This is a genomic window from Bradyrhizobium sp. LCT2, assembly GCF_009931255.1.
Classification (GTDB): Bacteria; Pseudomonadota; Alphaproteobacteria; order Rhizobiales; family Xanthobacteraceae; genus Bradyrhizobium; species Bradyrhizobium diazoefficiens.
In genome coordinates this window covers 1,372,085-1,398,182 of sequence record NZ_CP034432.1, presented here as the reverse complement: position 1 = coordinate 1,398,182, position 26,098 = coordinate 1,372,085, and the positions used below count along the sequence as shown (strand labels likewise).

Below are 26,098 nucleotides of genomic sequence, written 5' to 3'. Positions count from 1 at the left end.
GCAGGTTCGCGACGCGGGGGTCTTGGGCATGGACTTGCGATCCACGCCAGGGAGCGGTTTTGCCTCGAGGGAGACGCGACAGAGGCCGCGCCCTTACTGGTAGCGCTTCTTACTGGTAGCCCTTGGGGAACGGATCCGGCTCGACGAGATCGGCGGTCTCGTAGATCAGCTCGAACTGGCCATCGAGCTTGGCGCGGCCCACCCGGGTCTTCGACCAGAGGTGATGGTTCTCGTGGATGCGCACATAGCCTTCCGGAGCACCCTTGAACTCGACGCCCGGCGACGCCGCCGCGATCTTGTCGACGTCGAACGAGCCGGCCTTCTCGACCGTCAACTTCCACAGCCACGGGCCGAGATAGGCAGCCTGGGTGACGTCTCCGATCACGGTCTTCTCGCCCCACATCTTCTTGAACGCGGGCACGAAAGTCTTGTTGTTCGGATTGTCGAGCGACTGGAAGTACTTCATGCAGGCATAGGCGCCTGCGATGTTCTCGCCGCCGATGCCGTCGATTTCGTCTTCGGTCACCGAGATCGTCAGCAGCGGCTGCTTGGCGAGGTCGATGCCGGCAGCCTTGAGCTGCTTGTAGAACGCGACGTTGGAACCGCCGACGACGTCAGTGAAGATCACGTCGGGCTTGGTCAGCTTGATCTTGTTGATGACCGAATTGAACTGGGTGTTGCCGAGCGGATAATACTCCTCGCCGACGACCTTGCCCTTCAGCACGTTCTCGACGTGCTTGCGCGCGATCTTGTTCGAGGTGCGCGGCCAGATGTAGTCGGAGCCGATGAAGAAGAACGACTTCGCGCCCTTCTCCTTGGCGATCCAGTTCAGGCCCGCGAGAATCTGCTGGGTCGCCTCCTGGCCGGTGTAGATCACGTTCTTGGACTGCTCGAGGCCTTCGTAGAAGGTCGGGTAATAGAGCATACCGTTGTACTGCTCGACGACCGGCAGCACCGCCTTGCGCGAGGCCGAGGTCCAGCAGCCCATGATCGCCGCGACCTTGTCGTTGACCAGCAGCTTCTTGGCCTTCTCGGCGAAGGTCGGCCAGTCGCTGGCGCCGTCCTCCTGGATGAACTTGATCTTGCGGCCGAGCACGCCGCCCATGGCGTTGATCTGCTCGATGGCGAGCTTTTCCGCTTCGATCGAGCCGGTCTCGGAGATCGCCATGGTGCCGGTCGCCGAATGCAGGATGCCGACCGTCACCTCGGTGTCGGTGACCGCGAGACCCGTGGTATTGACCGCCGAGGTCGCCGGGGCCTGTGCAAAAGACGCCCGCGGCAGCATCGTGATGGCCGGCACCGCCGCCATTCCCATCAATAATTTGCGCCGGAGCGGCGACAACAGGCCCTTGTTTGCTTTGTCTGACATGAGCACCCCACTTTTGTTCGAGGACACGCGATTGGTGCCGTGAGGATGGCTCGAATTTGTGCAGCGCAAGCATACGCAAGATCGCGTATACTGCACCGCAAAATGCCGACGTAGGCTTTTGGTACGGGATTTGCGAGGGATCCGGGTCGTATCGGGAGTGGGATTAAGTGGCAGGGCGGCAGCGAATAGACCGCGTCAGGCGCCAGTACAACCAATGGGTCGCCAACCAGACGCTGGAAGACTACGCGCTGCGCTTCACGGCCAAGAGCGCGCGTCGCTGGTCCACCGCCCGCGTTGCCAACACCGCGCTGGGCGCGATCTCGTTCCTGGCGATGGAGGCGATCGGCGGCACCATCACCCTGAACTATGGCGTCACCAACGCCACCGCCGCGATCCTCGTGGTCTCGACCATCATCTTCTGCTGCGGCGTGCCGATTGCCTATTATGCCGCCAAATGCGGCATCGACATTGACCTGCTGACGCGCGGCGCTGGTTTCGGCTACATCGGCTCGACCGTCACCTCACTGATCTACGCGTCCTTCACCTTCATCTTCTTCGCGATCGAAGCGGTGATCCTGGCGTCCGCGCTCGAGATGTGCTTCGGGATTCCGAGGCCGGTCGGCTATCTCATCAGTGCGGTCGTCATCATCCCGCTGGTGGCCTACGGCATCACGCTGATCAGCCGCTTCCAGCTCTGGACCCAGCCACTCTGGATCATTCTGCACATCCTGCCCTTTGCGGCGATCGCCTGGGCCAACCCCTACTCGTTCACGGAGTGGCGCAAGTTCTCGGGCGAGCACGGCGACCTCAACGGACATTTCGATCTGCTGCTGTTCGGTGTTGCGGCCTCGGTCGTGTTTTCGCTGGTGGCGCAGATCGGCGAGCAGGTCGACTTCTTGCGATTCCTGCCGCGCGACCGTCGGGCCTCCAGGACCTCCTGGTGGATCGCACTGATGAGCGCGGGCCCCGGCTGGATCGTGCTCGGCGCGCTGAAATTGCTGGCCGGCTCGTTCCTCGCCTTCTTCGCGCTCAGCCACGGCGTGCCGCCCGAAGAGGCCGCCGAGCCGGCGCATATGTATCTCGAAGCATTTCGATACGTGCTGTCACAGCCCGACCTCGCGCTGGCGCTGACCGGCACCTTCGTGATCCTGTCGCAGGTCAAGATCAACGTCACCAACGCCTATGCCGGCTCGATCGCCTGGTCGAACTTCTTTTCGCGCTTGACCCACAGCCATCCCGGCCGCGTGGTCTGGCTGGTCTTCAACGTCATTGTGGCGCTGCTGTTGATGGAGATCGGCGTCTACAAGGCGCTGGAGCAGACGCTGGCGCTCTATTCCAACGTCGCGATCGCCTGGGTCGGCGCACTGGTCGCCGACCTCGTCATCAACAAGCCACTTGGATTGCGGCCACAGCAGATCGAGTTCAAGCGCGCGCATCTCTACGACATCAATCCGGTCGGCGTCGGTGCGATGACGATCGCGACCATCATCTCCATCAGTGCCTTCTACGGCCTATTCGGGCCGACCGCGAAGGCGCTGTCGGCCTTCATCGCGCTGGCGGTTGCCTTCCTCGCCGCCCCCCTGATCGCATGGGCGACCGGTGGCAAATACTACATCGCGCGCAAGCCGAAGCGGAGCTGGCAGAACATCGAGGCGATCCAGTGCTGCATCTGCGAGCACTCGTTCGAACCGGAGGACATGGCCTCCTGCCCCGCTTACGCCGGGCCGATCTGCTCCTTGTGCTGCTCGCTCGACGCCCGCTGCCACGACCTCTGCAAGCCGCATGCGCGCGTACAGACGCAATTCTCCGAGACGCTCGGCAAGATCCTGCCGCAGCCGATCTACCAGCGGATCAATTCGCAGCTCGGCCATTACATCGGCGTGTTCGTGATCTCGGCCGGCCTCGTCGCGCTCGTGCTGGGGCTGATCTATCTCCAGACCTCCGCGAGCGCGCATGGCGAGAACATGCTCGTCTCCGACGTGCTGTGGAAGGTGTTCTTCTCGCTCAGCATCATCATCGGCGTGGTGGCCTGGCTGTTCGTGCTGGCGCAGCAGAGCCGGCGGGCCGCGGAGGCCGAGACGCGGCGGCAGACCACGCTGCTGATCCAGGAGATCGACGCGCACAAGCGCACCGACGCCGAACTCCAGCGCGCCAAGGAGGTCGCCGAATCCGCCAACCTCGCCAAGAGCCGCTATGTCGTCGGCCTCAGCCACGAGCTGCGCTCGCCGCTGAATGCGATCAGCGGCTATGCGCAGCTCCTCGAGCAGGATACGACGCTCAACACCAAGCCGCGCGACCAGGTCCGCGTGGTTCGCCGCAGCGCCGATCATCTCTCCGGCCTGATCGACGGCATCCTGGACATCTCCAAGATCGAGGCGGGGCGGCTGTATCTCTCGCGCGACGAGGTGCGGCTCAGCGAATTCCTCGACCAGCTCGTCGGCATGTTCCGCCTTCAGGCCGCCGCCAAGGGCATCGACTTCGTGTTCAGGCGTCCCGCCCACTTGCCGGTCGTGGTCTATGCCGACGAGAAGCGGCTGCGCCAGGTGCTGATCAATTTGCTCTCCAACGCGATCAAATTCACCCAGACCGGCAGCGTGCAGTTCGTCGTGCACTATCGCAGCCCCGTTGCCGAATTCGAAGTGATCGACACCGGTCCCGGCATCCAGGGCGACGATCTCGAACGCATCTTCGCGCCGTTCGAACGCGGCGCCCTCGGTGTCTCGCAGCCGCAGACCGGAACGGGCCTCGGGCTGACCATCAGCCGGCTGCTCGCCGGCGTCATGGGCGGCGACATCAAGGTCATGAGCACGGTCGGCACCGGCAGCACGTTCAAGGTCAAGATCCTGCTGTCGGAGGTCGCCAATCCCCAGCGCATCGCGCCGGTGGAGGCGCCGGTCTCCGGCTATCACGGCGCGCGCAAGACGATCCTGATCACCGACGACGACCCCGTTCATCGCGACCTCCTGCGCGAAGTGCTGACGCCGCTCGGCTTCATCCTGCTCAGCGCCGCAGACGGCCCGGGCTGCCTCGCGCTGGCGCAGCATTGCCGGCCCGATCTGTTCCTGCTCGATATCTCCATGCCCGGCATGGACGGCTGGACGGTCGCGGAGACGCTGCGCGCGAGCGGCCATCACCAGGCCCGAATCCTGATGGTCTCGGCGAGCGCGCTGGAGGCTCACGGCACGCCGCTGGCGCAACCGTTCCACGACGGCTATCTGATGAAGCCGATCGACATTCCGCGGCTGCTGGAGACGATCCGCCAACTGCTCAAGATCGAATGGCAATACGGCTCGGACGAGATCGCGGTGCCGTTCTGGCAGCCCGAGAGCGGCTCACGGCCGCCGGTGCGACACATCGAGGAGCTGATCGGGCTCGGCCAGATCGGCTACGTCAAGGGCATCCAGCTGAAGCTCGACGAGATCGGCAGCGAGCATCCGGAGCATGCCGACTTCGTCGCCCAGATGCGATCGCTGGTCGACCGCTTCGATCTCGACCAGTACATGACCACATTGAAGACGTTGCATGCGCATGAGCATTGAGTCGAAGAAGCGCGACGTCGCGCTCGTTGTCGATGACTCTCCCGAGACGCTGCGGCTGCTCACCGATGCGCTCGACGGCGCCGGGATGACGGTGATGGTGGCGCTCGACGGCGCGGCGGCGATGCGCATCGTCGAGCAGATCACGCCCGACATCGTGCTGCTCGATGCGGTGATGCCCGGCATCGACGGCTTCGAGACCTGCCGCCGCCTCAAGCGCGATGCGGGCCTTGCCAACGTCCCCGTGATCTTCATGACGGGCCTCGCCGAGACCGAGCATATCGTGCGCGGGCTGGACGCCGGCGGCGTCGACTACGTGACCAAGCCGATCGTGATCGAGGAGATGCTGGCGCGCATCCGTGTCCATCTCGGCAACGCCCGCCTGACCCAGAGCGCGCGCGCCGCGCTCGACGTCTCCGGCCGCTTCCTGTTCGCGGTCAACCGGCAGGGCAGCATCCTCTGGGCGACCCCGCAGGCGCAGAAGCTGCTGTCCGATCACCACGGGGCCCAGGCCGACGACTTTGCCCTTCCGCCATCACTGCTGCACTGGCTGGAGCAGGCCAAGGGCAAGGGCAGCTCGAAGTCGCAAGGCGCTTCCTTGCCCGACAATCCGCAACTCCGGTTCTATTACATGGGCGAAACCGCGCCGAACGAGTTCCTGCTGCGGCTGTCCAAGGAATCCGGCACCGCGTTGCCGCCGGAATTCACCAGCGAGCTCGGCCTCACCACCCGCGAAGGCGAGGTGCTGGCCTGGCTCAGCAAGGGCAAGACCAACCGCGACATCGCGCAGATCCTGGGACTGAGCCCGCGCACGGTCGACAAGCATCTCGAGCAGATCTATGCGAAGCTGGGCGTGGAAAACCGGACCGCGGCTGCGGCGATTGCGACGAGCGCGACAAGGCGGAATTCGTAGCCGCTGCGCGAATGAGTTGGGACACCACTAACCCAACAGACGGTGTCGTCCCGGACAAGCGCAGCTCCCGACAACGCGTAGCGTTGTCTAGAGCGGAGCGCCGATCCGGGACCCATACCCACAGGGAGACGTTTGGCGAAGACTCGGAGTTACCTGCTCGCCCTACGACCACTGCCTGGGAGTATGGGTCCCGGGCTCGCTTCGCGCCCCGGGACGACAGTGGCATGCGTGACGACGGCCATCGCCCCTACAGGAACAACCCCCTCACCCGTACACGAACGCCTTGTCATCCAGATCCGTCTTCGGGATCTCGTCCTTTTCGGTCCAGTAATCCTGGCTGTGCTGCCATTCCGGCTTGTCGCCGCGCTTGGGCAGCAGGTTCATGTTGCGCATCATGTAGCCGGGGTTGAAGTTCTCCGGATCGATCCAGGGCAGGATCGGCATGTTGTGGTCTTCGGGGCGCAAGCTCACCTCGACCTTCTTTTTGCCCTTCGCCTTCATATGTCCGAGCAGGCGGCAGACGAAATCGGCGACGAGGTCGACGCGCAGCGTCCAGCTGGCACGGAAATAGCCGAACACCCAGACCATGTTCGGCACGCCCGTGAACATCATGCCGCGATAGGTGACGGTGTCGCCGAAGGCGAGCGGCTTGCCGTCGATCTCGAAGGCGATGTCGCCGAGCGCCGCGAGATTGAAGCCGGTCGCGGTGACGATGATATCGGCCTCCAGCAGCTTGCCCGACTTGAGCTGGATGCCGTTCTCGACGAAGCATTCGATCTCGTCGGTGACGACGGAGGCCTTGCCGCTGGCAATCCCCTTGAACAGATCGGCATCGGGCACGAAGGCGATGCGCTGCCGCCACGGCCGGTAGCTCGGCGTGAAGTGCGTCTCGACATCGTAATCCGGCCCAAGCACCGCGCTGATCTGGCCGATCAGTTCCTTCTTCACCTGCTCGGGCCTGGACACGCAGAGCTTCGTGAACGCATCCTGCTCGAACAGGATCTTGCGGCGGACGATCTCGTGGATCCATGCTTCATCCACCTGGAGCCGACGCAGCTCCTCGGCGATCTCGATGGCGTTGCGGCCGAGGCGGAAATAGGTCGGCGAGCGCTGCAGCATGGTGACATGCGCGCAATCGTCCGCGATGTTCGGCACCAGCGTCGCTGCGGTCGCGCCCGAGCCGATCACGACGACCCTCTTGCCGGTGAGGTCGATGTCATCAGGCCAGGTCTGCGGATGGACGATGCGGCCCTTGAAGCGATCCATGCCCTTCCACTCGGGCGTGTAACCCTCGGAATGGCGATAATAGCCCTGGCACATCCAGAGGAAGTTCGCGGTGAAGGTCTTTGCTTCACCGGTATCGGTCGTGACCGCTTCGATGGTCCAGAGGTTCTGGTCGCTCGACCAGCTCGCGGAATTGATCTTGTGCTTGTAGCGGATGTGGCGGGCGATATCGTTGTCCTCGATCACCTCGTTCATATAAGCGAGGATCTCCTCGGCGGTCGCGATGGGCGGCCCGACCCAGGGCTTGAAGCTATAACCGAAAGTGTGGAGGTCGCTGTCCGAGCGGATGCCGGGATAGCGATGCGTGCTCCAGGTGCCGCCGAACGTCGCTTGCGTTTCCAGGATGACGTAGCTCGTGCCCGGCAGGTGCTTTGTGACGTGATAGGCGCTGCCGATGCCGGAGATGCCGGCGCCGACGATCAGCACGTCGAAATGCTCTGAAACCTGTTTGGCCGTGGCGTGACTGCGAACAGCGACATTCATTGTTGCTTCTATGCCTTGCTTGCTTTTGTGGCCGCCCTTGATTGAGCGACGCGTTTCCTCCGCGACAGGCATGGTCGCCCATCGCGCTTCCGCTACAAAATGACATAGATCAAGTTGCGGTCAAATCACAGCGCCGCACCCCAGCTCCGCGCGGTCTGCAAGATCCAGTCGCGGTAGAGCGTGAGCGGCGTGACGCCGGTCAACCCGCCGCAGCCAGCCGCGCCATTCGCCCCCGTGGACCAGCTGATGAGGCCGACGAGCACGGCGCCGTTCGGCTTGTCCTCGAACACAGGACCGCCGGAATCACCGGTGCAGGCGCCGATTCCGTCGCGAACACCGTTGGTTACGGGATCGACCAGCCGGATCTGAAGCGTGCCGGGCTGGCCGGTGGCGACGAGGCCCGCGACGCGCGTCGCGCCGCCGCTCTTGCCATCACCGCGCACGGTGACGCCTATACCGGCGATGACGAAACGGCTGCCGACCTGGATTGGAATATTCGGCATGCCGACTGGCACCGCCGATTTTCCCTTGAGTGGAATTTCCAGTTGCAGCAGCGCCACGTCGGCGGTGGCGCGATGCGCCTGCATCGCCTGCATGTTGAAGTTCGGATGGATCGCGACGGTACGGACATTCAGCAATTGCGGCTGGCCGTCGGTGCCGCGATCCACGATCTTGTAGTCCGCGCCGGGCTGCACGCAGTGGGCGACCGTGAGCACGAGTTTTGGTGCGATCAGGCTGCCGGTGCAGAAATTGCCGCGCGAGCCGACGATGGTGACGACGGCGCGCGCAACGCCATCAACCTGCGGCGTGCCGCCGCCGACGATGGCATGGGCGGGCGTGGCGAGCAGCAGCGCCGCGATGATGGGAGTTGCAAGCTTCTTCATGGGAACACGCTTTGGCGGCAGCCTCGGTGAGGGCGGATTGCTTCGGACTGGCCCTTGCCGATAGCGCATGCTAGCCCTCTTGGAAAGGAATTGACGAGGGCAGGACATTGGCGATCGAGGCGGTGATCTTTGATTTTGGCGGCGTGCTGACGAGCTCGCCGTTCGAGGCGTTCACGCGGTTCGAGACCGAGCGTGGGCTGCCCATCGACATCATCCGGCGCACCAACGCGGCCAACCATCTGGAGAACGCCTGGGCCAGGTTCGAGCGCGCCGAGGTCGACATCGACACCTTCGACACGTTGTTCGCGGAGGAGTCGCGCGCGCTCGGCGCGGAGGTGCGCGGCCGCGACGTGCTGCCGCTGCTTCAGGGCGATCTGCGTCCCGAGATGGTCGAAGCGTTGAAGCGCATCAAGGCCGGGCTCAAGACCGGCTGCATCACCAACAACCTGCCTGCCAACGCCATCGGCAGCATGACCGGGCGCTCGCTCTACATCGCCGAGGTGATGGTGCTGTTCGACCACGTCATCGAGTCCGCCAAGATCGGCCTGCGCAAACCCGACCCACGCATTTACAAGATGATGGTCGAGACGCTGAAGGTCGATCCGGGAAATTGCGTCTATCTCGACGATCTCGGCGTCAATCTCAAACCCGCGCGCGAGATGGGAATGACCACCATCAAGGTCACCAGCGGCGCCCAGGCGATTGCCGAGCTTGAGAAGGCGACAGGGTTGAAGCTGACATAGTTCGCGAAGGCTGTACGGTGGGCAAAGCGAAGCGTGCCCACCAATTCCATTGGGACAAGCAGATGGTGGGCACGGCGCTTTCGCGCCTTTGCCCACCCTACGAGAGCCTACTCCGCCGCGGCGGAGATTCGCTCCGGAAACGCTGCGGCGAGCGAGGCGCGGTCGGGCTTCAGCACACCGCGCTCGGTGATGAGACCGGTGACGAGGCGAGCAGGCGTCACGTCGAAGGCGTAGTTCGCGACCGGCGAGTTCTCGGGCACGATGCGCACCGTCTCCAGCCTTCCGTCGGCGGTGCGGCCGGTCATATCGGTGACCTCCACGCCGCTGCGCTGCTCGATCGGGATGTCGCGGATGCCGTCATGGACGGCGAAATCGATCGTCGGCGACGGCAGCGCGACGTAGAACGGCACGCCGTTGTCATGCGCGGCGAGCGCCTTGAGGTAGGTGCCGATCTTGTTGCAGACGTCGCCATTGGCGGCGACGCGGTCGGTACCGACGATGGCGAGATCGACCATGTCGTGCTGCATCAGATGGCCGCCGGTGTTGTCGGGGATCACCGTGTGCGGCACACCGTGATGGCCGAGCTCCCAGGCGGTGAGCGAGGCACCCTGGTTGCGCGGGCGCGTCTCGTCGACCCAGACATGGACCTTGATGCCGCGCTCATGCGCGAGGTAGATCGGCGCCGTGGCGGTGCCCCAGTCGACGGTGGCGAGCCAGCCGGCGTTGCAATGGGTCAGCACGTTGACGACCTCGCCCGGCTTCTTCGCCGCGATCGCCTCGATCAGCGCCAAACCGTTGGCGGCGATGCCGCGGTTGATCTCGACGTCCTGCTCGACGATCTCGTCCGCGCGCGCATAGGCCGCCTCGGCCCGTTCAACCGGATCGATCGGCGCGAGGGTCGCACGCATCTCATCCAGTGCCCATTTCAGATTGATTGCGGTCGGGCGTGCCACAACCAGCGTCTCGTAGGCACGCTTCAGGCCCGCATCGGAAGCATCCTCGCGCATCGCGAGCGCCATGCCATAGGCTGCCGTCGCGCCGATCAGCGGCGCGCCGCGCACCAGCATGTCGCGAATCGCAACGGCCGCGTCTTCGCACGAGGTCAACCTTGCAACGACGAACTCATGCGGCAGCCGGCGCTGGTCGATCGCGCCGACCGACCAGCCGTCGCGCTCGCGCCAGATGCTGCGGAAATGCTTGCCGTCAACCTTCATGGCTTTCTGCCTTTCGTCTCAGCCGCGTAGCACGCGCCCTGCTACGGCATCGAGCTTCTTCAGAAGCTCGGGATCACGCGCCTCGGGCGCAGTGATCAGCGCGGTGTCGAGCGCGCGGTCCGAACCGATCGGGCACGGCTCATGCTCGCGCGGGAAATCCTTTGCCAGCCGCGCCACCAGCGCCTTCGCCTTGTCGGCGTTCGAGGTCAGCACGCGGATGATGTCCTGCACGGTAACGGCGTCATGGTCGGGATGCCAACAGTCGAAATCCGTCACCATCGCGACCGTGGCGTAGCAGATCTCCGCTTCGCGCGCGAGCTTCGCCTCGGGCATGTTGGTCATGCCGATCACGGAATAGCCAAGCGTCTTGTAGGTCATGCTCTCCGCATAGGTCGAGAACTGCGGCCCCTCCATGCAGACATAGGTGCCGCCGCGCGCGATTGCGATACCCTCGGCCTCGGCCGCCGCGGCAAGATGGATGCGCAGCCGCGGCGAGACCGGATGGGCCATCGACACATGCGCGACGCAGCCGCGGCCGAAGAACGAGCTCTCGCGCTTGTGGGTGCGGTCGACGAATTGATCGACGAGCACGAAGGTGCCGGGCGGCATCTCTTCCTTGAACGAGCCGCAGGCCGACAGCGAGATCAGGTCGGTGACGCCGGCGCGCTTCAGCACGTCGATATTGGCGCGGTAGTTGATGTCGGAGGGCGACAGCCTGTGGCCCTTGTCGTGCCGCGGAAGGAACACGATCGGCAGGCCTGCGATGGTCCCGCGCCGCAGGGGCGCCGACGGCTCGCCCCACGGGCTCTTGATCACCTCTTCGTGCGCGCCCTCGACGCCCGGCAGGTCATAGATGCCGGAGCCACCGATGATGCCCAATACCGCCTGCGTCATGCCTGCTCCACCCTGTCCGCTACGTGCGACATGGTTAAGCTATGCCAGTTTTGCGGCGGTTTTGGAACGGGGGTGGGGGAACGATGCGCGTGAGGGGCGTGAGGCGCTCGTAACACGTTCGGTGTCGTCCTGGCGAAAGCCAGGACCCATACCGCGAGGTCCATCGATGGGGCGCGATATCAATCCCGAACGACCAAACTTCGCCAAACTCCTGCCTGGGGTAATGGGTCCTGGCTTTCGCCAGGACGATCCCGGGGAGACAGCCGTGCGCTTAGCTAAGCCGCGGTCGCCGGCTGCAGCTGGGTCATCACCATCCGCTCCAGCGTCTCGACGGACTGGAAATTCTCCGGCGTGATCTCCGACTGCGGAATGGTGAAATCGAATTCGGCTTCGACGCCGAGCATCAGATTGACCATGTCCATTGAGGTCAGGCCGACATCGACGAGCTTGGCCTGCGGCGTGACGTCCGCGGCGAGCGCGTTCTGTTCAAGGATGCCCTTCACCAGCTTGATGATGCGATTGCGCACGTCGGTATTGAAGGCCTGCATCGGCAAATTCCCGTTTGTCTAGTCGGTCCGGACTGCCGCCTACGATGGTCAGGGACGGCCGATCCCGCAATGGCCGGCACCATTACTTCGCGTTTCTTAGTAAACGATGACTCAGATTGTCGGGAATCCGGACATCTTCCAGATCCCTAACGCGATCGCGGAAATTCCGGCCATGCCAACAACCCGACCTTAACTGTTCGTTCGGAATTTGGCTTTGTTTACCCTGTATTTCATCGACGAATTTGAATTAAATCCGTAGCCTCGTCTCACAAGCAAAGATGGCCGGAGGATCGCTTACGCGGCATCGCGAATGATGCCGGCGATCTCGAACGGCAAACCGGAGGCGGACGAGCATGAACGTGCGTGAAGCAGTTCTCACTGTCGACGAAACGCAGACGAACCTCCTCGAGCAGGGTCCCTCCCTGATCGAGCGCGTCGCCCGAACCGCGGTAGCGGCAGCGGCCGACGCAGACGGGGTCGATCGCGACGCCCGCTTCCCGCACAAGGCTTTCGACGTCGCGCGTGAGCAGAAATTGCTCGGCGTCATGATCCCGGTCGAGTTCGGCGGCTTCGGCGCCTCGATCTACGACGTCACCGACATCTGCTACACGCTCGGGCGCGCCTGCGCCTCGACCGCGATGATCTACGCGATGCACCAGACCAAAGTCGCCTGCGTCGTCAGGCACGGCCACGGCATTCCCTGGATGGAAACCATGATGCGCCGGGTCGCCCGCGACCAGTGGCTGCTCGCTTCCTCCACCACAGAAGGCCAGAACGGCGGCAACATCCGCGCCAGCGCCGCCGCCGTCGACGTCGCCGGCGACACCGTCTCGCTGGTGCGCGACGCCACCGTGATCTCCTACGGCGCCGAGGCCGACGGCCTCGTCACCATCGCCCGCCGCGCCACCGACGCCGCCGCCTCGGACCAGGTGCTGCTGGCGCTCGCCAAGGACGATTATTCGCTGAAGCGTACGCTGGGCTGGGAAACGCTCGGCATGCGCGGCACCTGCTCCACCGGATTCGAGTTGAAGGTCGACTGCCCGACCGACCGCGTCTTCCCGGAAGCCTACGACAAGATCCATGCCCAGACGATGACGCCGTTCGCGCATCTGTGCTGGTCCTCGGCCTGGGCCGGCATTGCCGCCGCAGCCGTGACGCGCGCGCAGGCCTTCATCCGCAAGGCGGCCCGCAGCTCCGGGGGCCAGATGCCGCCGGCAGCAGCGCACTTCACCGCGGCAAAAATGTCGCTGGCAAAGCTCCGCGCGCTGATCGCCGCCAATATCGAGGCCTTCGCCCGCGCCGAGCATGACGAGCGCGCACTCGGCTCGCTCGACTTCCAGTCGTCGATCACGCTTCTGAAGGTGCAGGCTTCCGAGCTCGCGGTCGAGACCGTGATGCATGCGATGCGCACCGCGGGCCTCTCCGGCTACCGCAACGACGGCGAGTTCACCATGGGCCGCCACCTGCGCGACGTGCTGTCGTCGCCGATCATGATCAACAACGACCGTATCCTGGCCAACGCTGCGACCTCGACGCTGATGAGCGGCATTCCGGCGAGCCTGCGGGACTGACAAGTTTTCGAGACTGACGTGCCTTCGTCCAACAAGAATAATTTCAGATAGCAGGAAGTCGAACATGAACATTGCTGTTCTCCCCAACTCGCCTGACACCGCGCCGCAAATCGCCGATCCGCTCGATCATCTCGCCGACAAGCTGTTCCACAGCATGGGCTCGGACGGTGTCTACGCCCGCACCGCGCTCTATGAAGGCGTCGTCGAGCGGCTCGTCGCGCTGATCACCAGCCATCGCGAAGCCGGCACCGAAGCGCTGCGCTTCCCACCGGTGATGAGTCGCACCCAGCTCGAGAAGTCCGGCTATCTCAAGAGCTTTCCGAACCTGCTCGGATGCGTCTGCGGCCTGCACGGCACCGAGCGTGAGATCAACGCCGCGGTGAGCCGGTTCGATGCCGGCGGCGACTGGACCACGTCGCTGTCGCCGGCCGACCTCGTGCTGTCGCCGGCCGCCTGCTACCCTGTCTATCCGATCGCGGCGAGCCGCGGACCTTTGCCGAAGGGCGGTCTCCGCTTCGACGTCGCCGCCGATTGCTTCCGCCGTGAGCCGTCGAAGCATCTCGACCGGCTGCAATCGTTCCGGATGCGCGAATATGTCTGCATCGGCACGCCCGACGACGTTTCCGATTTCCGCGAGCGCTGGATGGTGCGCGCGCAGGCGATCGCCCGCGATCTCGGCCTGACCTTCCGCGTCGACTACGCCAGCGATCCCTTCTTCGGCCGCGTCGGCCAGATGAAGGCGGTGAGCCAGAAGCAGCAGCAGCTCAAGTTCGAGCTCCTGATCCCGCTGCGCTCGGAAGAGCAGCCGACCGCCTGCATGAGCTTCAACTATCACCGCGAGCATTTCGGTACCACCTGGGGCATCCAGGACGCCAATGGCGAGCCGGCCCACACCGGCTGCGTCGCCTTCGGCATGGACCGGCTCGCGGTCGCCATGTTCCACACCCACGGCACCGATCTTTCCGCCTGGCCCGCCAAGGTGCGGGACATCCTGGGCCTGCAGCCGCATGTTGCGGCTGGCGCCCATGGCGAAGGCTGGCGCTAGAGCATGATCCGGAAAAGTGCGAAGCGGTTTTCCGAAAAGATCATGCTGAAACGATAGACCAAACGAGGCCGACCATTTCCACGGGTAAGACGAGCGTGATCCACACCAAGGTTCGATGCCGCGAGATTACCGAGTCCGATGTCGATGCCATCGCGGACTTGCTGACGCGCGGCTTCGTGGGCCGCTCGCGCAACTATTGGATCCAGGGCCTGCGCCGGCAGGCCTTCCGGCCGGTGCCGGAGGGCTATCCGCGCTTCGGCTACATGATCGACAATGACGGCACGCCGGTCGGCGTGCTGCTGCTGATCTACACGGCACGGAAGAACGGTGAAGAGACCGCGATCCAGTGCAACCTGTCGAGCTGGTATGTCGATCCGGCGTATCGCAACTACGCCCCGCTGCTGACCAAGATCGCGCAGCGGCACAAGGACGTGACCTATCTCAACATCAGCCCGGCGCCGTGGACCTGGCCGATCATCGAGACGCAGGGCTTCCGTGCCTATTGCCGCGGCATATTCTTTTCGGTGCCAGCGCTGGCGCGGCCCCCGCGCTGGAGCAAGATCGAAGTCATCTCGCAGCACGCCAAGACGATCGAGGGACTTTCCGAGGCCGAGACCGAACTGCTGACGCGGCATGCGCGCTACAATTGCCTTAGCCTCGTCTGCCGCACGCCGCAGGGAACCTTCCCCTTCATCCTGCAACCGGTGCGCATCCGCCGCGGCTTCATCGCGCCGCCCGCGATGAAGCTGATCTACTGCCGCAGCGCCGCCGAATACGCCGCCTGCGCAGGCCGCATCGGCCGGCTGCTGCTGCGGCTCGGCAAGATCTCGGTGGCGGTCGATGCCAACGGCCCGGTTCCCGGCCTCGTCGGTATTTATACTGAGCGGCGTGGCCGCAAATATTTCAAGGGCCCGCACCAGCCGCAGCTCGCCGATCTCACCGACACGGAACTCGTGCTCTACGGGCCGTGAGGGCAGATGCCGCCACACTCAGTGTCGTCCCGGCGAAGGCCGGGACCCATACCGCGTGATCTGTCTGTAAACGCAGGGTGCTAGTACCGCGGGAAAACCTGTTCACTACTAGTCTTCGCCAAACCTCTCCCTATGGTTGTGGGTCCCGGCCTTCGCCGGGACGACACCAGAATATGTTGCGCCCTCTCGGCCAACTCTTGCAGGCACCTTTGCAATCCGGAGACGCTCTCCATCGCCGGTCACCCTCCGTAAACTACTGCGCTTAAGGGAATTTTCCGGGGTCTCCGTTACCCTCGGCGCTCGAATTACGCTGCGTTAAGTCTATTGCCCGCCGAGATCACGCCGACCCCATGACGTCGACCCGCGACAACGAGCTTGGTGCACGCCGCGAGCAGGGCCCGGAGGCCCTGGTCGCGTTGAGCCAGCTTGCGCTCGACCACATGGAGCAGGGTGTCTGCGTCTACGATGCCGACAACAGGATCGTGCTGGTCAACCAGCGCTACCTGTCGCTGTTCGACATGTCGGCCGATGTCGTGCGGGTGGGCACGAGATATCGCGAGGTGCTCGCGCACAGCGCGACGCGTGGGAATTTTCCGGAAAGCGAGCTCGACTCGCTGTATTCGACGCGGATCGTGCAGATCGCGGCAGGCAAGCCGTTCCGTACCGAGCAACGGCTGGCGACTGGCCTCGTCATGGCACTCGAGCTGAAGCCGCTTCCCGGCGGCGGCTGGATGACGATCTGTGACGACGTCAGCCGCCTCGCCCGGCTCGAGGCGGAATTGCGCGTGCAGACAGAACGCAGCCAGCATGCGCTCGCCAACATGTCGCACGGCCTCATCATGTATGACGCCGACAGCCGCGTCGTCGTCTGCAACGAACGCTTCCTGAAACTCTACAACCTCGACCCAGAAGTCGTGAAGCCGGGCGTCACGCACAGCGCGGCCATCGAACACTGGCTCTCGCGCGGCAACACGCCGGGCATGTCGGCCGACGAATTCCACGACACCAGGCTCGAGGACGTGCGCAGCCGGAAGGCGAAGACGCTGCTGGTGATGCGCTACGACGGGCGGATGGTGCAGGCGGTCTCCCGCTTCCTGCCCGACGGCGGCTGGGTGACGGTACACGAAGACGTCACCGAGCGGCTGAAATACGAGGAGACGCTGAGGCAGCAGAACTTCATCCTCGACGCGGCGATGGAGAACATGGCGCACGGGCTCGCCTTCTACGACAGCGACATGCGCCTGCGCGTCTGCAACACCACCTACCGCAAGATCTACTGGCTGTCGCCGGAGGAAACCAGGCCCGGCACGCATCTCGGCGAGCTGATCGAACGATCGATGGCGAACGGCGCGTTCGTTTCGGAATACAGTCCGCGACAGCTCCTGGAAGCCGCCAGCGCGAAGATCGCGAACCGCGATTCCTCGCCGATGCGCCGGCGCATGACGAACGACACCGTGATCTCGGTGCGCTACTGCGCCCTGGCCGAGGGCGGCTTCGTCGCCACCTATGAAGACATCACCGAGCGCGAGCGCGCGATCGAGGAACTGAGCGAACAGTATCGCCGCTTCGACGCGGCGCTGAACAACATGAGCCAGGGCCTGTGCATGCTCGATTCGAGCCTGCGCGTGATCGTCTGCAATCGCCGCTATATCGAGATGTACGGGCTGTCGCCCGACGTGGTGAAGCCGGGCATTTCGATGCGCGAGATCATGGATCACAGCTGCGAGCTCGGCATCCATCCGGACACGACCGGCGCCAAGCTCTATACCGATTATGTCGAAAGGCTGCGCGAGGGCGAACACACGCTGCACCGCCATTTGAGCGACGGCCGTATCATCAAGCTCAACCACAAGCGGATGGAGCTTGGCGGCTGGGTCGTCACCTATGAGGACGTCACCGAGCGCCACAAAGCCCAGGCCCGCGTCGCGCACATGGCCCGGCACGATTCACTCACCGACCTGCCCAACCGCACGCTGTTCCGCGACAAGATGGGCGAGGGACTGAACCAGGTCGCGATCGCCGGCGGCGCAATGGCCGTGCTGTGCTTCGACCTCGACAATTTCAAGACCGTCAACGACAGGCTCGGCCATGCCGCCGGCGACCGCTTGCTGCGCTGGGTCGCCGCGCGCCTGAAGGAGAATGTCGGCGAGCACGACACCGTCGCCCGCCTCGGCGGCGACGAGTTCGCCGTTCTCCAGCGCGGCCCGCAGCCACAGTCGGCCGAAAAGCTCGCCCGCCGCCTGGTCGAGATCATCGGCCACCCGCCGCCGCTGGAAAGCCAGTCGATCCATGTCGGCGTCTCCGTCGGCATCGCGATCGCGCCCGATCACGGGCTCGATGCCGACGAGCTGATGAAATGCGCCGATCTCGCGCTGTACCAGGCCAAGGCCAGGGGGCGCGGCGCCTATCAGCTGTTCGAACCCGAGATGGAGGAAGAGGCCCGCAGCCGGCACGCGCTCGAGCACGACCTGCGCGGCGCGCTGGAGGCGCGTGAATTCCACCTGGTGTTCCAGCCACAGGTGCGGCTCGAGTCCTCGGAGCTCACCGGCTTCGAGGCGCTGCTGCGCTGGAAGCATCCCTCGCGCGGCTTCGTCTCGCCGGCCGAATTCATTCCGATCGCCGAAGAGAACGGGCTGATCGTTCCGATCGGCGAATGGGTGCTGCGCACGGCCTGTGCGACCGCGGCGTCATGGCCCGATGTCACGGTCGCGGTGAACCTGTCGCCGGTGCAGTTCCGCTCGCGCGGGCTGGCGGCGATGAACACGAGCGCGCTCGCGGAAGCCGGCCTGCCGCCGCAGCGGCTCGAGCTCGAGGTCACCGAGACCGCGCTGCTCGACGACAGCGAGGCGACGATCGAGATCTTGCACCAGCTTCGCGCGCTCGGCGTGCGCGTCAGCCTCGATGATTTCGGCGTCGGCTATTCCTCGCTGAGCTATTTGCGCAAGTTTCCATTCGACCGCATCAAGATCGACCGCTCCTTCGTCGGCACGCTCGGCGAAAGCCCGGAGAGCGTCGCCATCGTTCGCACCATCGCAAGCCTTGGCTCCGTGCTCGGCGTCGAGACCACGGCTGAGGGTGTGGAGACCGAGGAGCAGCTCGACTTCGTGCGCGAATGCGGCTGCACCGCGGTGCAGGGCTATTACTTCGGCAGACCGTGCCCGGCGGCCGAGGTTGCACGTACCATCGAGACGCTGAACGCGGTTCGCCGCGTGGCGTAAGGACGCCCACGTCAAATTCCGTGCCTCGGCACGCCTCCAAACGACCAATTGTCGCACATAACGTTTCCGGCTGGATAGCCGCGTCGACCGCTGCGCACGGTCCGCGCAATGCGCTTTTCTTCTCTGGTGATTTCAGGGACAATCCCGTCATGACAAAGAGAGACGGCGGCCCGAACGAGGCCGCTGCGAGGGAGGTAACCCGATGTCGCGGTATGGGCTGAGGACGGCTGTATTCGCCGCCATACATATTGCCGTGGGAGCGCTGCTCGCGACCGCGGCCGGCGCGCAGGACTATCCGAGCAAGCCGGTCACGCTGATCGTGCCATGGCCGGCCGGCGGCTCGACCGACATCTCGATGCGCGCGATCGCGGACAGCGCCTCGAAAGTGCTGGGACAGCCGATCGTGATCGACAACAAGGCCGGCGGCGGCGGCACGGTGGGCCCCGCGACCATGGCAGCGGCCGCCAAGCCCGACGGCTACACCATCTCGCAGATCCCGATCACCGTCTTCCGCCTGCCCTTGATGCAGGACGTGTCATGGGACCCGGCGAAGGACTTTACCTATATCATTCACCTCACCGGCTACACGTTCGGCGTGACCACCAGCGCGGAGTCGCCGTTCAAGTCCTGGAAGGACGTGGTCGAGTTCGCGAAGGCGAATCCGGGCAAGGTGACCTATGCGTCTCCGGGCACCGGAACCTCGCTCCATATCGGCATGGAGCAGATCGCGGCGATGTCCGGCATCAAGCTCACGCAGGTGCCGTTCAAGGGGGGCGCCGAGACCAACGCCGCAGTGCTGGGACAGCACACGATGCTCCAGGCCGATTCCACGGGATGGCGGCCCTTGGTCGACGCCGGCAAGCTGAAGCTTCTGATGGTTTGGACCGGCGCGCGATCGCCTAACTATCCCGACGTGCCGACGCTGAAGGAGCTCGGCTACCCCATGGTCTACGATTCCCCGTTCGGCATCGCCGGCCCGAAGGGCATGGACCCCAAGATCGTCGCCAAGCTGCACGACGCCTTCAAGAAGGCCGTCGAAGATCCCGCGGTGATCGCCACGCTCGCCAAGTACGACATGGTGCCGAACTACAAGAACACCGAGGACTACAGGAAGTTCGTCGTCGAGGTCACGGAGTCCGAACGCAAGGTCATCGACACGCTCGGGCTCGCGAAGAAGTAGAATCGCGAGAACAACTTGGGCTACTGCAAATTCTGAAGTCATGCTGAGGTGCGAGCCGCCCTTGCGGCTCGCCTCGAAGGATGGACACGGGCACTGTCGCCCTTCGCTGAAGAAGCGGCCGCCTCAGCGACAACGGCTTCGCCGTTGCGCGGGGGTGACGGTGGTCTAGGAGTGTTTCACATGGGCGACCAAACCAACGTCAAACTCCGCCTCTCCAACTCCGAACTCTGGGGCGGGCTGATCGGGCTCGGGCTCGGCGGCTGCGTGATCTGGCAGGGCTTGCGGCTGAAGCTCGGCACGATCAACGATCCCGGTTCCGGCTACGTGCTGTTCTACACCGGCATCCTGATGTGCGTGTTCGCGGCCTCCATCATCGTCTCGGCCGTCACCGAGGGCGGGCCGACGCTGGCCTCGCGCTGGGAAAATGTGCGCTGGGGCAAGCCGCTGCTCGTCATCGCCTGCCTCGTCGCGTTCTCCTTCGCGCTGGAGCCGCTGGGATTTCTGCTGTCGTCGATCCCCTTGCTGCTGCTGATGTTGCGGCTGATCGATCCGGTGCGCTGGACGCTGGCGATCCCGATCGCCGTGCTGGTGCCATCAGGCATGTGGTGGGTGCTCAAGCGCCTGCTCCTGATCCAGCTGCCCTCCGGCCTGTTCGGGATCGGCTGATCGCATGGATACGCTCGTCAACGTCGCGCATGGGTTCGGCGTCGCGCTGCTGCCGATCAACCTGCTCTATTGCTTCATCGGCGTCTTCATCGGCACGCTGGTCGGCGTGCTGCCGGGCATCGGGCCGATCTCGGCGATGTCGCTGCTGCTGCCCGTGACGCTGTCGGGTGCGCCGGAATCCGGCATCATCATGATGGCCGGCATCTATTACGGCTCGATGTATGGCGGCTCGACCACCTCGATCCTGGTCAACATCCCCGGGCGAGGCGGCCTCCGTCGTGACCTGCATCGACGGCCACCAGATGGCCAAGCAGGGCCGCGCCGGCCCCGCGCTCGGCATCTCCGCCTTCGGCTCCTTCATCGCCGGCACGTTCGCGCTGGTGGCGCTGATGCTGGTGGCGCCAAGACTTGCCAGCATTGCGATCGCATTTGGCCCGGCCGAGTACTTCAGCCTGATGGTGCTCGGTCTCGTCGTGCTCACCTTCCTCACCCAGGGCTCGATGCCGAAGGCGCTATTGATGGCGTGCATCGGCGTCGTGCTCGGGCTGATCGGGCTCGACAGCATCACGGCGCAGCCGCGCCTGACCTTCGGCCGCATGGAGCTGATCGACGGCATCGGCCTCGTGCCCGTGGTGATGGGCCTGTTCGGCGTCGCCGAGGTGCTGCTCAACACCGAGCAGGCGATCAAGCGCGACATCATCAACGCCAAGATCACGCAGCTCTTGCCGAACAAGGCCGATTGGCAGGCCAGCGCCGGCCCCGTCGCGCGCGGCACGCTGCTCGGCTTCCTGCTCGGCATCCTGCCCGGCGGCGGCGCGGTGGTGGCCTCGTTTGCGTCCTATGCGCTGGAGAAGCGGCTGTCGAAAACGCCGGAACGGTTTGGCCATGGCGCGATCGAGGGCGTCGCGGGCCCCGAATCCGCCAACAACGCGGCGGCCGGCGGCGCGTTCATTCCGCTGATGACGCTGGGCATCCCGCCGAACGTGGTGATGGCGCTGCTGCTCGGCGCCTTCGTCATCCACGGCCTGCAACCGGGGCCGCTGCTGATCACGCAAAACCCCGGCCTGTTCTGGGGCATCGTCGCCAGCATGTATATCGGCAACGTCATGCTGCTGATCCTCAATCTGCCGATGATCGGCATGTGGGTGCAGCTCCTGAAGCTGCCCTACAACATCCTCTTTCCCCTGATCATCCTGTTCACGATCCTGGGCGTGTACTGCTCCAGCAACAACGTGTTCGACGTCTATGTGATGATCGCGTTCGGGATCATCGGCTATTTCATGCGCAAGCTCGGCTACGAGCCGGCACCGCTGGTGCTCGCCTTCGTGCTCGGACCGATGCTGGAGAACAATCTGCGCAAGTCGCTGATCCTGTCGCAGGGCGATCTCTGGACCTTCGTGCAGCGGCCGATCTCGGCGGCGTGCCTTGCGCTGGCGCTGGCGCTGCTGGTCGCCCCGCTGCTGCCGTCGCTGCGCAGGAAGCGCGAGCTGGTGGCGCTGGATGAGGGAGCGTGAGGGAGGGGAAGCGAGATCGCAGCGCGATTAAACGATGAACTCCTACCCCGCCGCAGGCAGCGCGCTGTCCGGCGGCGCACTCCACGGGCGTTCGGCTGACGCCAGCCCGATCAGACGGCCCTGGATGTAGTCGCAACCCCAGTCGCGCAGCATGTTTGCGGCCTCGTCGTCCTGCACCCATTCGGCCACCGTCTTGATGTCGAGGCGGCGGGCGAGGTCGATCAGGGTCTGCACGAAGGCGCGATCGTCGGCGGAACGGGTGATGTTCTGCACGAAGGCGCCGTCGATCTTGACGATGTCCACGCCGAGCTTGCGCAAATTGCGGAACGAGGTGTAGCCGGCGCCGAAATCGTCGATGGCGATGCGGCTGCCGAAATTCTTCAGCCGCGTGACGAAGCCGCGGACATCGTCGATGTCCTGGATCGCGACCGTCTCGGTGATCTCGACGATCAGCCGCTCGGCGACCCCGGGATGCGCCAGCATCAGCGACTCGATTCCCGCCCACCAGTCCGGATCCATGGTGGTGTCCGGCGAGATGTTGAGGCTGAGACTGACATCGGGCGCGGCCGCGAGCTCGGCGACCACGAGCTCGAGCACGCGGTGATCGACCAGGCGGATCAGTCCGAGGCGCTCGGCAACCGGCACGATGTCGGGCGCGAGCAGCACCTGGCCGTCGCCCTGGTCCATCCGCACCAGGCATTCATGGAATGCGCGCTCGCGCGAGACGGCCGAGACCACCGGCTCATAGGCGAGCTTGATGCGGCGCTCGTTCAGTGCGGTGACGATCTCGTCGGTGACGCGGATGTTGACGCGGCGCTGCGCGTCGCGCGTGGCATCCGGACGCCACGCTGCAAACGAGCCGGCGCGGCGGCGCTTTGCGGCGTCCAGCGTCTCATGGGCGCGGTTGACCGCCTCGTCGGTGTTGCGGGCATAGCGCGGCACGCTGACCGCGCCGATCGACGCGGTGACCGAGACCGGGCCGGATTTGGTCGGCACCACCTCGTCCCGGATGCCGGCGAGGAAACGCTCGGCGGCGACGTTCATGTCGTCGATGGTGCAGTTCTTCAGGATCAGGCCGAACTTGTTGCCGGAGAAGCGCCCGAGCACGTCGCCGCCGCGCAGCCGCGCGCGAATGCGTTTGCCGACATCGAGAATCACGGCATCAGCAACGTCGAAGCCGAAGGCGTCGTTGACGCGGGCGAGATGATCGATGCCGACCAGCATGAAGGCCGCGGTCGAGCGGAAGCGGGTCGTCTCCTCGATCGCCTCGGCCAGCGCCGCGATCAGATGCGAGCGGTTGAGCTCGCCGGTCAGCGGATCGAGCCGGGCCAGCCTGGTCAATTCCTCGTCGCGGGCGTGGCGCTCATTGTTGATGCGGACGGAGCCGATCGCGCGGACCGGACGGCCGTCGGGGCCGGCGAACCAGCGGCCGGTCTCCTCGACCCAGACCACGGGATCGGAGGCGCTCATGCGCACGCCGTATTCGACCCGGTAGGGCGTGCCGTCGGCGCCGTGCACGGCGGAGGTCTGCGCCAGCGCGGCGGTCCGCAGCGACGGCGCGGGCTCGATCAGCTTGGCGAATTCGGCGCCGGTCGCGAGCCGCTCGGCGGGGATGCCGGGGAAGACGGCGCCGGCGTGCTCCCCCCAGACGATGACGTCGCTGGCGATGTCCCAGGCGAACACGGCCTGGCCGAGCGCGGCCAGGATGTCGGAGGCTTGTGGCAATGCGGGGGTCAAAATCGCCTCATTTCGGGACAGCGGGGAGTCCTGAGCCGGCACAGGATAGAGCCAGATTCGCCCCCAACCCTAGGCAAAGTTGATAAACAATTTGGAAACCATGTTTCGGGGCAGCGCGGAACCAAACCGGCCCGGCCGGCATAGGCCTTGCGAGTACGTGACTCGCACCGGCGCCCGCGTCCCGAAACGCGACGATCTTCGCCGGATCAACGGTGATTGCGATGTTGAGTACTGATCGATCGGACTTGGCGGACTACGGCACAGGCTCGGCCCTCGTGCCGCTGCTGCCGACGTTGCAGTGGATTATCAAGGCGCCGCTGCCTCGCCCCGATCCGAGCTTCGTCACCCAACTCATCGCCAATGCCGAGCATTTGCCCCAGGCCAGCCGGCTCCGCCGCGCCTCCCCTGAAGATGCGCGGATGGCCTATGGCAGCAAGCGCCCGCTCGGAAGCGTCAGCGCGCGCACGCGGCAGGTGGCTTGAAATCGATCAGCGCGGCGTATCCGGCGACGACGGCGTGCCATTGCCCGGCTGCAGATGCGGCGAGGGAATTTCCGGCGAGGGCGGGCTCACCGGCTTCGGCGCCGGATGGTCCATCAGCACGGATTCGGCGACCGATTGAGCGGTGGGCGCGGGCGGCACCGGGGCTGCTTGCGGTGCCGACACCGGCTCGAATTTGGGCTCGGACGCGACGTCATCCGCCGGCGCCTCGGCCTGGCGCTTGGCCTTGCGCGGCGCGGGCACCGTCGTCTCGGCGACATAGGTGACGCGGCGGCGCGTGCGCTGGGCGATGCCGCCGAGGAAATCGGCCATCGCGAGCAGCACCAGCAGGAAATAGGTGGAGTTGCCGAATTTGGGCCACATCACGAATTCGGCGGCGGCCGCGCCGAACACGATCAGCGACAGCAGATGATCCATCAGGAATTTCGAGCCGGGCCGCGCGCCTTTGACCACCTCGAGCAGCAGCAGCACGATACCGAGCGCAAGCATCAGATCGGCGAGCGTGACCGGCCAGGTCTCGCCCGTGATCATCGGCACCTTGAACAGCACGTCCGAGAAGGACACGCTGGGCATCAGGAAGGCGATGATGTTGTAGACCGCGAGCGGAATCAGGAGCAGCGGGAAACCGACCATCGGCGAAATGCCTTCTCGATCAAGATATCCGGACAGAACAATGCAGCGGCGAAGCATTCGCTCCGCCGCCGTCACCGTCATATCTCATGGGTTGGCCGAAATCAGGCAGGTCACGTCATCCTGATTGAGGATAACCCTGCCCGAAGAAGAGTCCGACCTCAGGACTCTTTCTTCTTCAGGACCTGACGGCCCTTGTACATGCCGGTCTTGAGGTCGAGATGGTGCGGACGACGGAGCTCGCCGGAGTCCTTGTCTTCCACATAGGTCGGCTTCTTGATGGCGTCTGCCGAGCGGCGCATGCCACGGCGCGACGGCGAGGTTTTTCTTCTCGGAACGGCCATTTCAATATCCTCTAGGGATTGGTGTCATCAGGGCATCGTCCGCGAGGGACGGCTCAGCACCCGCAATACGAGGCGAGCTGAATGCCGATCAAGGCCGCGCTTATAGAGGAAGGCTGGCCGCAAAGCTAGGCTCTTGGGCCGGAAAATGCGCCCGAAAAGGGCCCGAAATCAGCGATTTTCCCGCCAGCAGGTCGCAAGCGTCGAGGCCTGCGCCCTTGCCACATAGGTCCCGGCGAGCCGCCGGACGCCCGGTCCGGGGGTCCTGGCGCTGCGTTTGACCGGATTCGGCAGGATCGAGGCCAGAAGTGCCGCCTCCCGGGGGGAGAGGCTGGCGGCCGATTTACCGAACGCATAGGCACTGGCCGCCTCCACCCCAAACTGGCTCTGCGGACCGAGCTCGGCGATGTTGAGGTAAATTTCCAGGATCCGCGGCTTGGGCAGGACGAAATCGATCCACAACGCCAGCGGGAATTCCAGCGCCTTGCGGATGAAGTCCCGCCCCTGCCAGAGGAACAGGTTTTTCGCCACCTGCTGGGTGATGGTGGAGGCGCCCCGGAAGGCGGTGCCGTCCTCCTTCGCGTCGTCGATCGCCTCGCGCAACGCGCCCCAGTCGATGCCGTGATGCTTGCAGAAATGAGCGTCCTCGGCCGCCACCACCGACCGCGGCAGGTAGGGCGACATCGCCGCGAGATCGATCCATTCCCGCTGCATCGGCGCGCCCCGCAAGCTGCGCCAGGCCATCAGCGTCGAAACGGGATGACCGGAGCGGTAGAACGGCGCGATCACATAGGGCGCGAGAACCACGACCGCGAGCGCTACCAGCAGGATTTTAACGATGCGCAAATCGACCTTTC

20 protein-coding genes and 1 pseudogene are annotated in these 26,098 nt (G+C 64.9%); 11 read left to right on the top strand and 10 right to left on the bottom strand.

Translation table 11 applies throughout. From position 1 onward, the window contains the following. Positions 1–109 precede the first annotated feature (109 nt). A complete protein-coding gene (gene urtA / locus EI171_RS07250; RefSeq protein ID WP_161532939.1) occupies positions 110–1,369 on the bottom strand; it encodes an urea ABC transporter substrate-binding protein in 1,260 nt (419 codons plus the stop codon). A gap of 167 nt (positions 1,370–1,536) precedes the next feature. Here urtA and EI171_RS07245 point away from each other — a divergent pair, with 167 nt between their 5' ends. Further along, complete coding sequence (locus EI171_RS07245; protein ID WP_011083787.1) at positions 1,537–4,908, top strand: ATP-binding protein; 3,372 nt, start codon at positions 1,537–1,539, stop codon at positions 4,906–4,908. Continuing rightward, positions 4,892–5,818, top strand: a complete 927-nt coding sequence (locus tag EI171_RS07240) for a response regulator transcription factor (protein WP_161532938.1) — start codon at positions 4,892–4,894, stop codon at positions 5,816–5,818. Before EI171_RS07245 ends, EI171_RS07240 begins: the two co-directional genes overlap by 17 nt. Positions 5,819–6,082: 264 nt before the next feature. On the opposite strand, the gene EI171_RS07235 is transcribed toward EI171_RS07240, so the two are convergent. After that, positions 6,083–7,585, bottom strand: a complete 1,503-nt coding sequence (locus EI171_RS07235; protein ID WP_028172639.1) for an NAD(P)/FAD-dependent oxidoreductase — start codon at positions 7,583–7,585, stop codon at positions 6,083–6,085. 125 nt (positions 7,586–7,710) lie between these two features. Next, positions 7,711–8,469 (bottom strand): trypsin-like serine protease, encoded by a 759-nt coding sequence (locus EI171_RS07230; RefSeq protein WP_161532937.1) that lies wholly within the window; start codon positions 8,467–8,469, stop codon positions 7,711–7,713. Positions 8,470–8,576: 107 nt separating this feature from the next. Between EI171_RS07230 and EI171_RS07225 the strand changes: the two genes are divergently transcribed. After that, positions 8,577–9,212, top strand: coding sequence for an HAD-IA family hydrolase (locus EI171_RS07225; RefSeq protein ID WP_161532936.1), 636 nt, complete (start codon positions 8,577–8,579; stop codon positions 9,210–9,212). 107 nt (positions 9,213–9,319) lie between these two features. Here EI171_RS07225 and mtnA read toward each other — a convergent pair whose 3' ends face one another. From mtnA to EI171_RS07210, 3 genes are all read right to left on the bottom strand, one after another. Then, the gene (gene mtnA / locus EI171_RS07220; protein ID WP_161532935.1) at positions 9,320–10,426 is read right to left on the bottom strand and encodes an S-methyl-5-thioribose-1-phosphate isomerase; all 1,107 of its coding nucleotides are present in this window, start codon (positions 10,424–10,426) and stop codon (positions 9,320–9,322) included. Positions 10,427–10,444: 18 nt separating this feature from the next. Further along, a complete protein-coding gene (locus EI171_RS07215) occupies positions 10,445–11,320 on the bottom strand; it encodes an S-methyl-5'-thioadenosine phosphorylase (RefSeq protein ID WP_161532934.1) in 876 nt (291 codons plus the stop codon). 275 nt (positions 11,321–11,595) lie between these two features. Further along, the gene (locus tag EI171_RS07210; protein ID WP_011083780.1) at positions 11,596–11,868 is read right to left on the bottom strand and encodes a phosphopantetheine-binding protein; all 273 of its coding nucleotides are present in this window, start codon (positions 11,866–11,868) and stop codon (positions 11,596–11,598) included. A gap of 353 nt (positions 11,869–12,221) precedes the next feature. Between EI171_RS07210 and EI171_RS07205 the strand changes: the two genes are divergently transcribed. The 7 genes and pseudogenes from EI171_RS07205 to EI171_RS07175 all read left to right on the top strand — a co-directional run bounded on the left by EI171_RS07205 (position 12,222) and on the right by EI171_RS07175 (position 22,033). Continuing rightward, entirely contained in the window at positions 12,222–13,439 is a 1,218-nt protein-coding gene (locus tag EI171_RS07205) for an acyl-CoA dehydrogenase family protein (RefSeq protein ID WP_161532933.1), read from the top strand. Positions 13,440–13,503: 64 nt separating this feature from the next. Further along, the gene (locus EI171_RS07200; RefSeq protein WP_161532932.1) at positions 13,504–14,484 is read left to right on the top strand and encodes an amino acid--[acyl-carrier-protein] ligase; all 981 of its coding nucleotides are present in this window, start codon (positions 13,504–13,506) and stop codon (positions 14,482–14,484) included. Positions 14,485–14,579: 95 nt separating this feature from the next. Continuing rightward, positions 14,580–15,455, top strand: a complete 876-nt coding sequence (locus EI171_RS07195; RefSeq protein WP_011083777.1) for a hypothetical protein — start codon at positions 14,580–14,582, stop codon at positions 15,453–15,455. A 350-nt stretch (positions 15,456–15,805) separates the two neighbouring features. Then, entirely contained in the window at positions 15,806–18,673 is a 2,868-nt protein-coding gene (locus EI171_RS07190; RefSeq protein WP_161532931.1) for a PAS-domain containing protein, read from the top strand. Between the two features lie 202 nt (positions 18,674–18,875). Next, positions 18,876–19,853, top strand: a complete 978-nt coding sequence (locus EI171_RS07185) for a tripartite tricarboxylate transporter substrate binding protein (protein WP_161532930.1) — start codon at positions 18,876–18,878, stop codon at positions 19,851–19,853. A 180-nt stretch (positions 19,854–20,033) separates the two neighbouring features. Then, positions 20,034–20,519, top strand: coding sequence for a tripartite tricarboxylate transporter TctB family protein (locus EI171_RS07180; protein ID WP_161532929.1), 486 nt, complete (start codon positions 20,034–20,036; stop codon positions 20,517–20,519). A gap of 4 nt (positions 20,520–20,523) precedes the next feature. After that, positions 20,524–22,033 (top strand): annotated as a pseudogene (locus EI171_RS07175) (tripartite tricarboxylate transporter permease). A 42-nt stretch (positions 22,034–22,075) separates the two neighbouring features. Here the strand turns inward: EI171_RS07175 and EI171_RS07170 are convergent. Then, entirely contained in the window at positions 22,076–23,770 is a 1,695-nt protein-coding gene (locus EI171_RS07170) for a bifunctional diguanylate cyclase/phosphodiesterase (RefSeq protein ID WP_060909479.1), read from the bottom strand. Between the two features lie 221 nt (positions 23,771–23,991). On the opposite strand from EI171_RS07170, the gene EI171_RS07165 reads away from it, so the two are divergent. Continuing rightward, complete coding sequence (locus EI171_RS07165) at positions 23,992–24,252, top strand: hypothetical protein (RefSeq protein ID WP_161532928.1); 261 nt, start codon at positions 23,992–23,994, stop codon at positions 24,250–24,252. A 6-nt stretch (positions 24,253–24,258) separates the two neighbouring features. On the opposite strand, the gene EI171_RS07160 is transcribed toward EI171_RS07165, so the two are convergent. From EI171_RS07160 to mtgA, 3 genes are all read right to left on the bottom strand, one after another. Continuing rightward, a complete protein-coding gene (locus EI171_RS07160) occupies positions 24,259–24,903 on the bottom strand; it encodes a hypothetical protein (RefSeq protein WP_028172628.1) in 645 nt (214 codons plus the stop codon). Between the two features lie 158 nt (positions 24,904–25,061). Next, complete coding sequence (gene rpmF / locus EI171_RS07155; protein ID WP_007598106.1) at positions 25,062–25,244, bottom strand: 50S ribosomal protein L32; 183 nt, start codon at positions 25,242–25,244, stop codon at positions 25,062–25,064. Between the two features lie 168 nt (positions 25,245–25,412). Then, on the bottom strand, positions 25,413–26,087 hold the full coding sequence (mtgA, locus tag EI171_RS07150) for a monofunctional biosynthetic peptidoglycan transglycosylase (protein ID WP_161532927.1): 675 nt from the start codon (positions 26,085–26,087) through the stop codon (positions 25,413–25,415). Between the last annotated feature and the right edge of the window lie 11 nt (positions 26,088–26,098).

Excerpts from the sequence above, each read along its gene's own strand:
- EI171_RS07215 (WP_161532934.1), bottom strand. The coding sequence starts at position 11,320 with ATGACGCAGGCGGTATTGGGCATCATCGGTGGCTCCGGCATCTATGAC.
- EI171_RS07235 (WP_028172639.1), bottom strand. The coding sequence starts at position 7,585 with ATGAATGTCGCTGTTCGCAGTCACGCCACGGCCAAACAGGTTTCAGAG.
- EI171_RS07165 (WP_161532928.1), top strand. The coding sequence starts at position 23,992 with ATGTTGAGTACTGATCGATCGGACTTGGCGGACTACGGCACAGGCTCG.
- EI171_RS07240 (WP_161532938.1), top strand. The coding sequence starts at position 4,892 with ATGCGCATGAGCATTGAGTCGAAGAAGCGCGACGTCGCGCTCGTTGTC.
- EI171_RS07205 (WP_161532933.1), top strand. The coding sequence starts at position 12,222 with ATGAACGTGCGTGAAGCAGTTCTCACTGTCGACGAAACGCAGACGAAC.
- EI171_RS07200 (WP_161532932.1), top strand. The coding sequence starts at position 13,504 with ATGAACATTGCTGTTCTCCCCAACTCGCCTGACACCGCGCCGCAAATC.
- EI171_RS07180 (WP_161532929.1), top strand. The coding sequence starts at position 20,034 with ATGGGCGACCAAACCAACGTCAAACTCCGCCTCTCCAACTCCGAACTC.
- EI171_RS07230 (WP_161532937.1), bottom strand. The coding sequence starts at position 8,469 with ATGAAGAAGCTTGCAACTCCCATCATCGCGGCGCTGCTGCTCGCCACG.
- EI171_RS07160 (WP_028172628.1), bottom strand. The coding sequence starts at position 24,903 with ATGGTCGGTTTCCCGCTGCTCCTGATTCCGCTCGCGGTCTACAACATC.
- mtnA (WP_161532935.1), bottom strand. The coding sequence starts at position 10,426 with ATGAAGGTTGACGGCAAGCATTTCCGCAGCATCTGGCGCGAGCGCGAC.
- EI171_RS07210 (WP_011083780.1), bottom strand. The coding sequence starts at position 11,868 with ATGCAGGCCTTCAATACCGACGTGCGCAATCGCATCATCAAGCTGGTG.
- urtA (WP_161532939.1), bottom strand. The coding sequence starts at position 1,369 with ATGTCAGACAAAGCAAACAAGGGCCTGTTGTCGCCGCTCCGGCGCAAA.
- rpmF (WP_007598106.1), bottom strand. The coding sequence starts at position 25,244 with ATGGCCGTTCCGAGAAGAAAAACCTCGCCGTCGCGCCGTGGCATGCGC.
- EI171_RS07190 (WP_161532931.1), top strand. The coding sequence starts at position 15,806 with ATGACGTCGACCCGCGACAACGAGCTTGGTGCACGCCGCGAGCAGGGC.
- EI171_RS07185 (WP_161532930.1), top strand. The coding sequence starts at position 18,876 with ATGTCGCGGTATGGGCTGAGGACGGCTGTATTCGCCGCCATACATATT.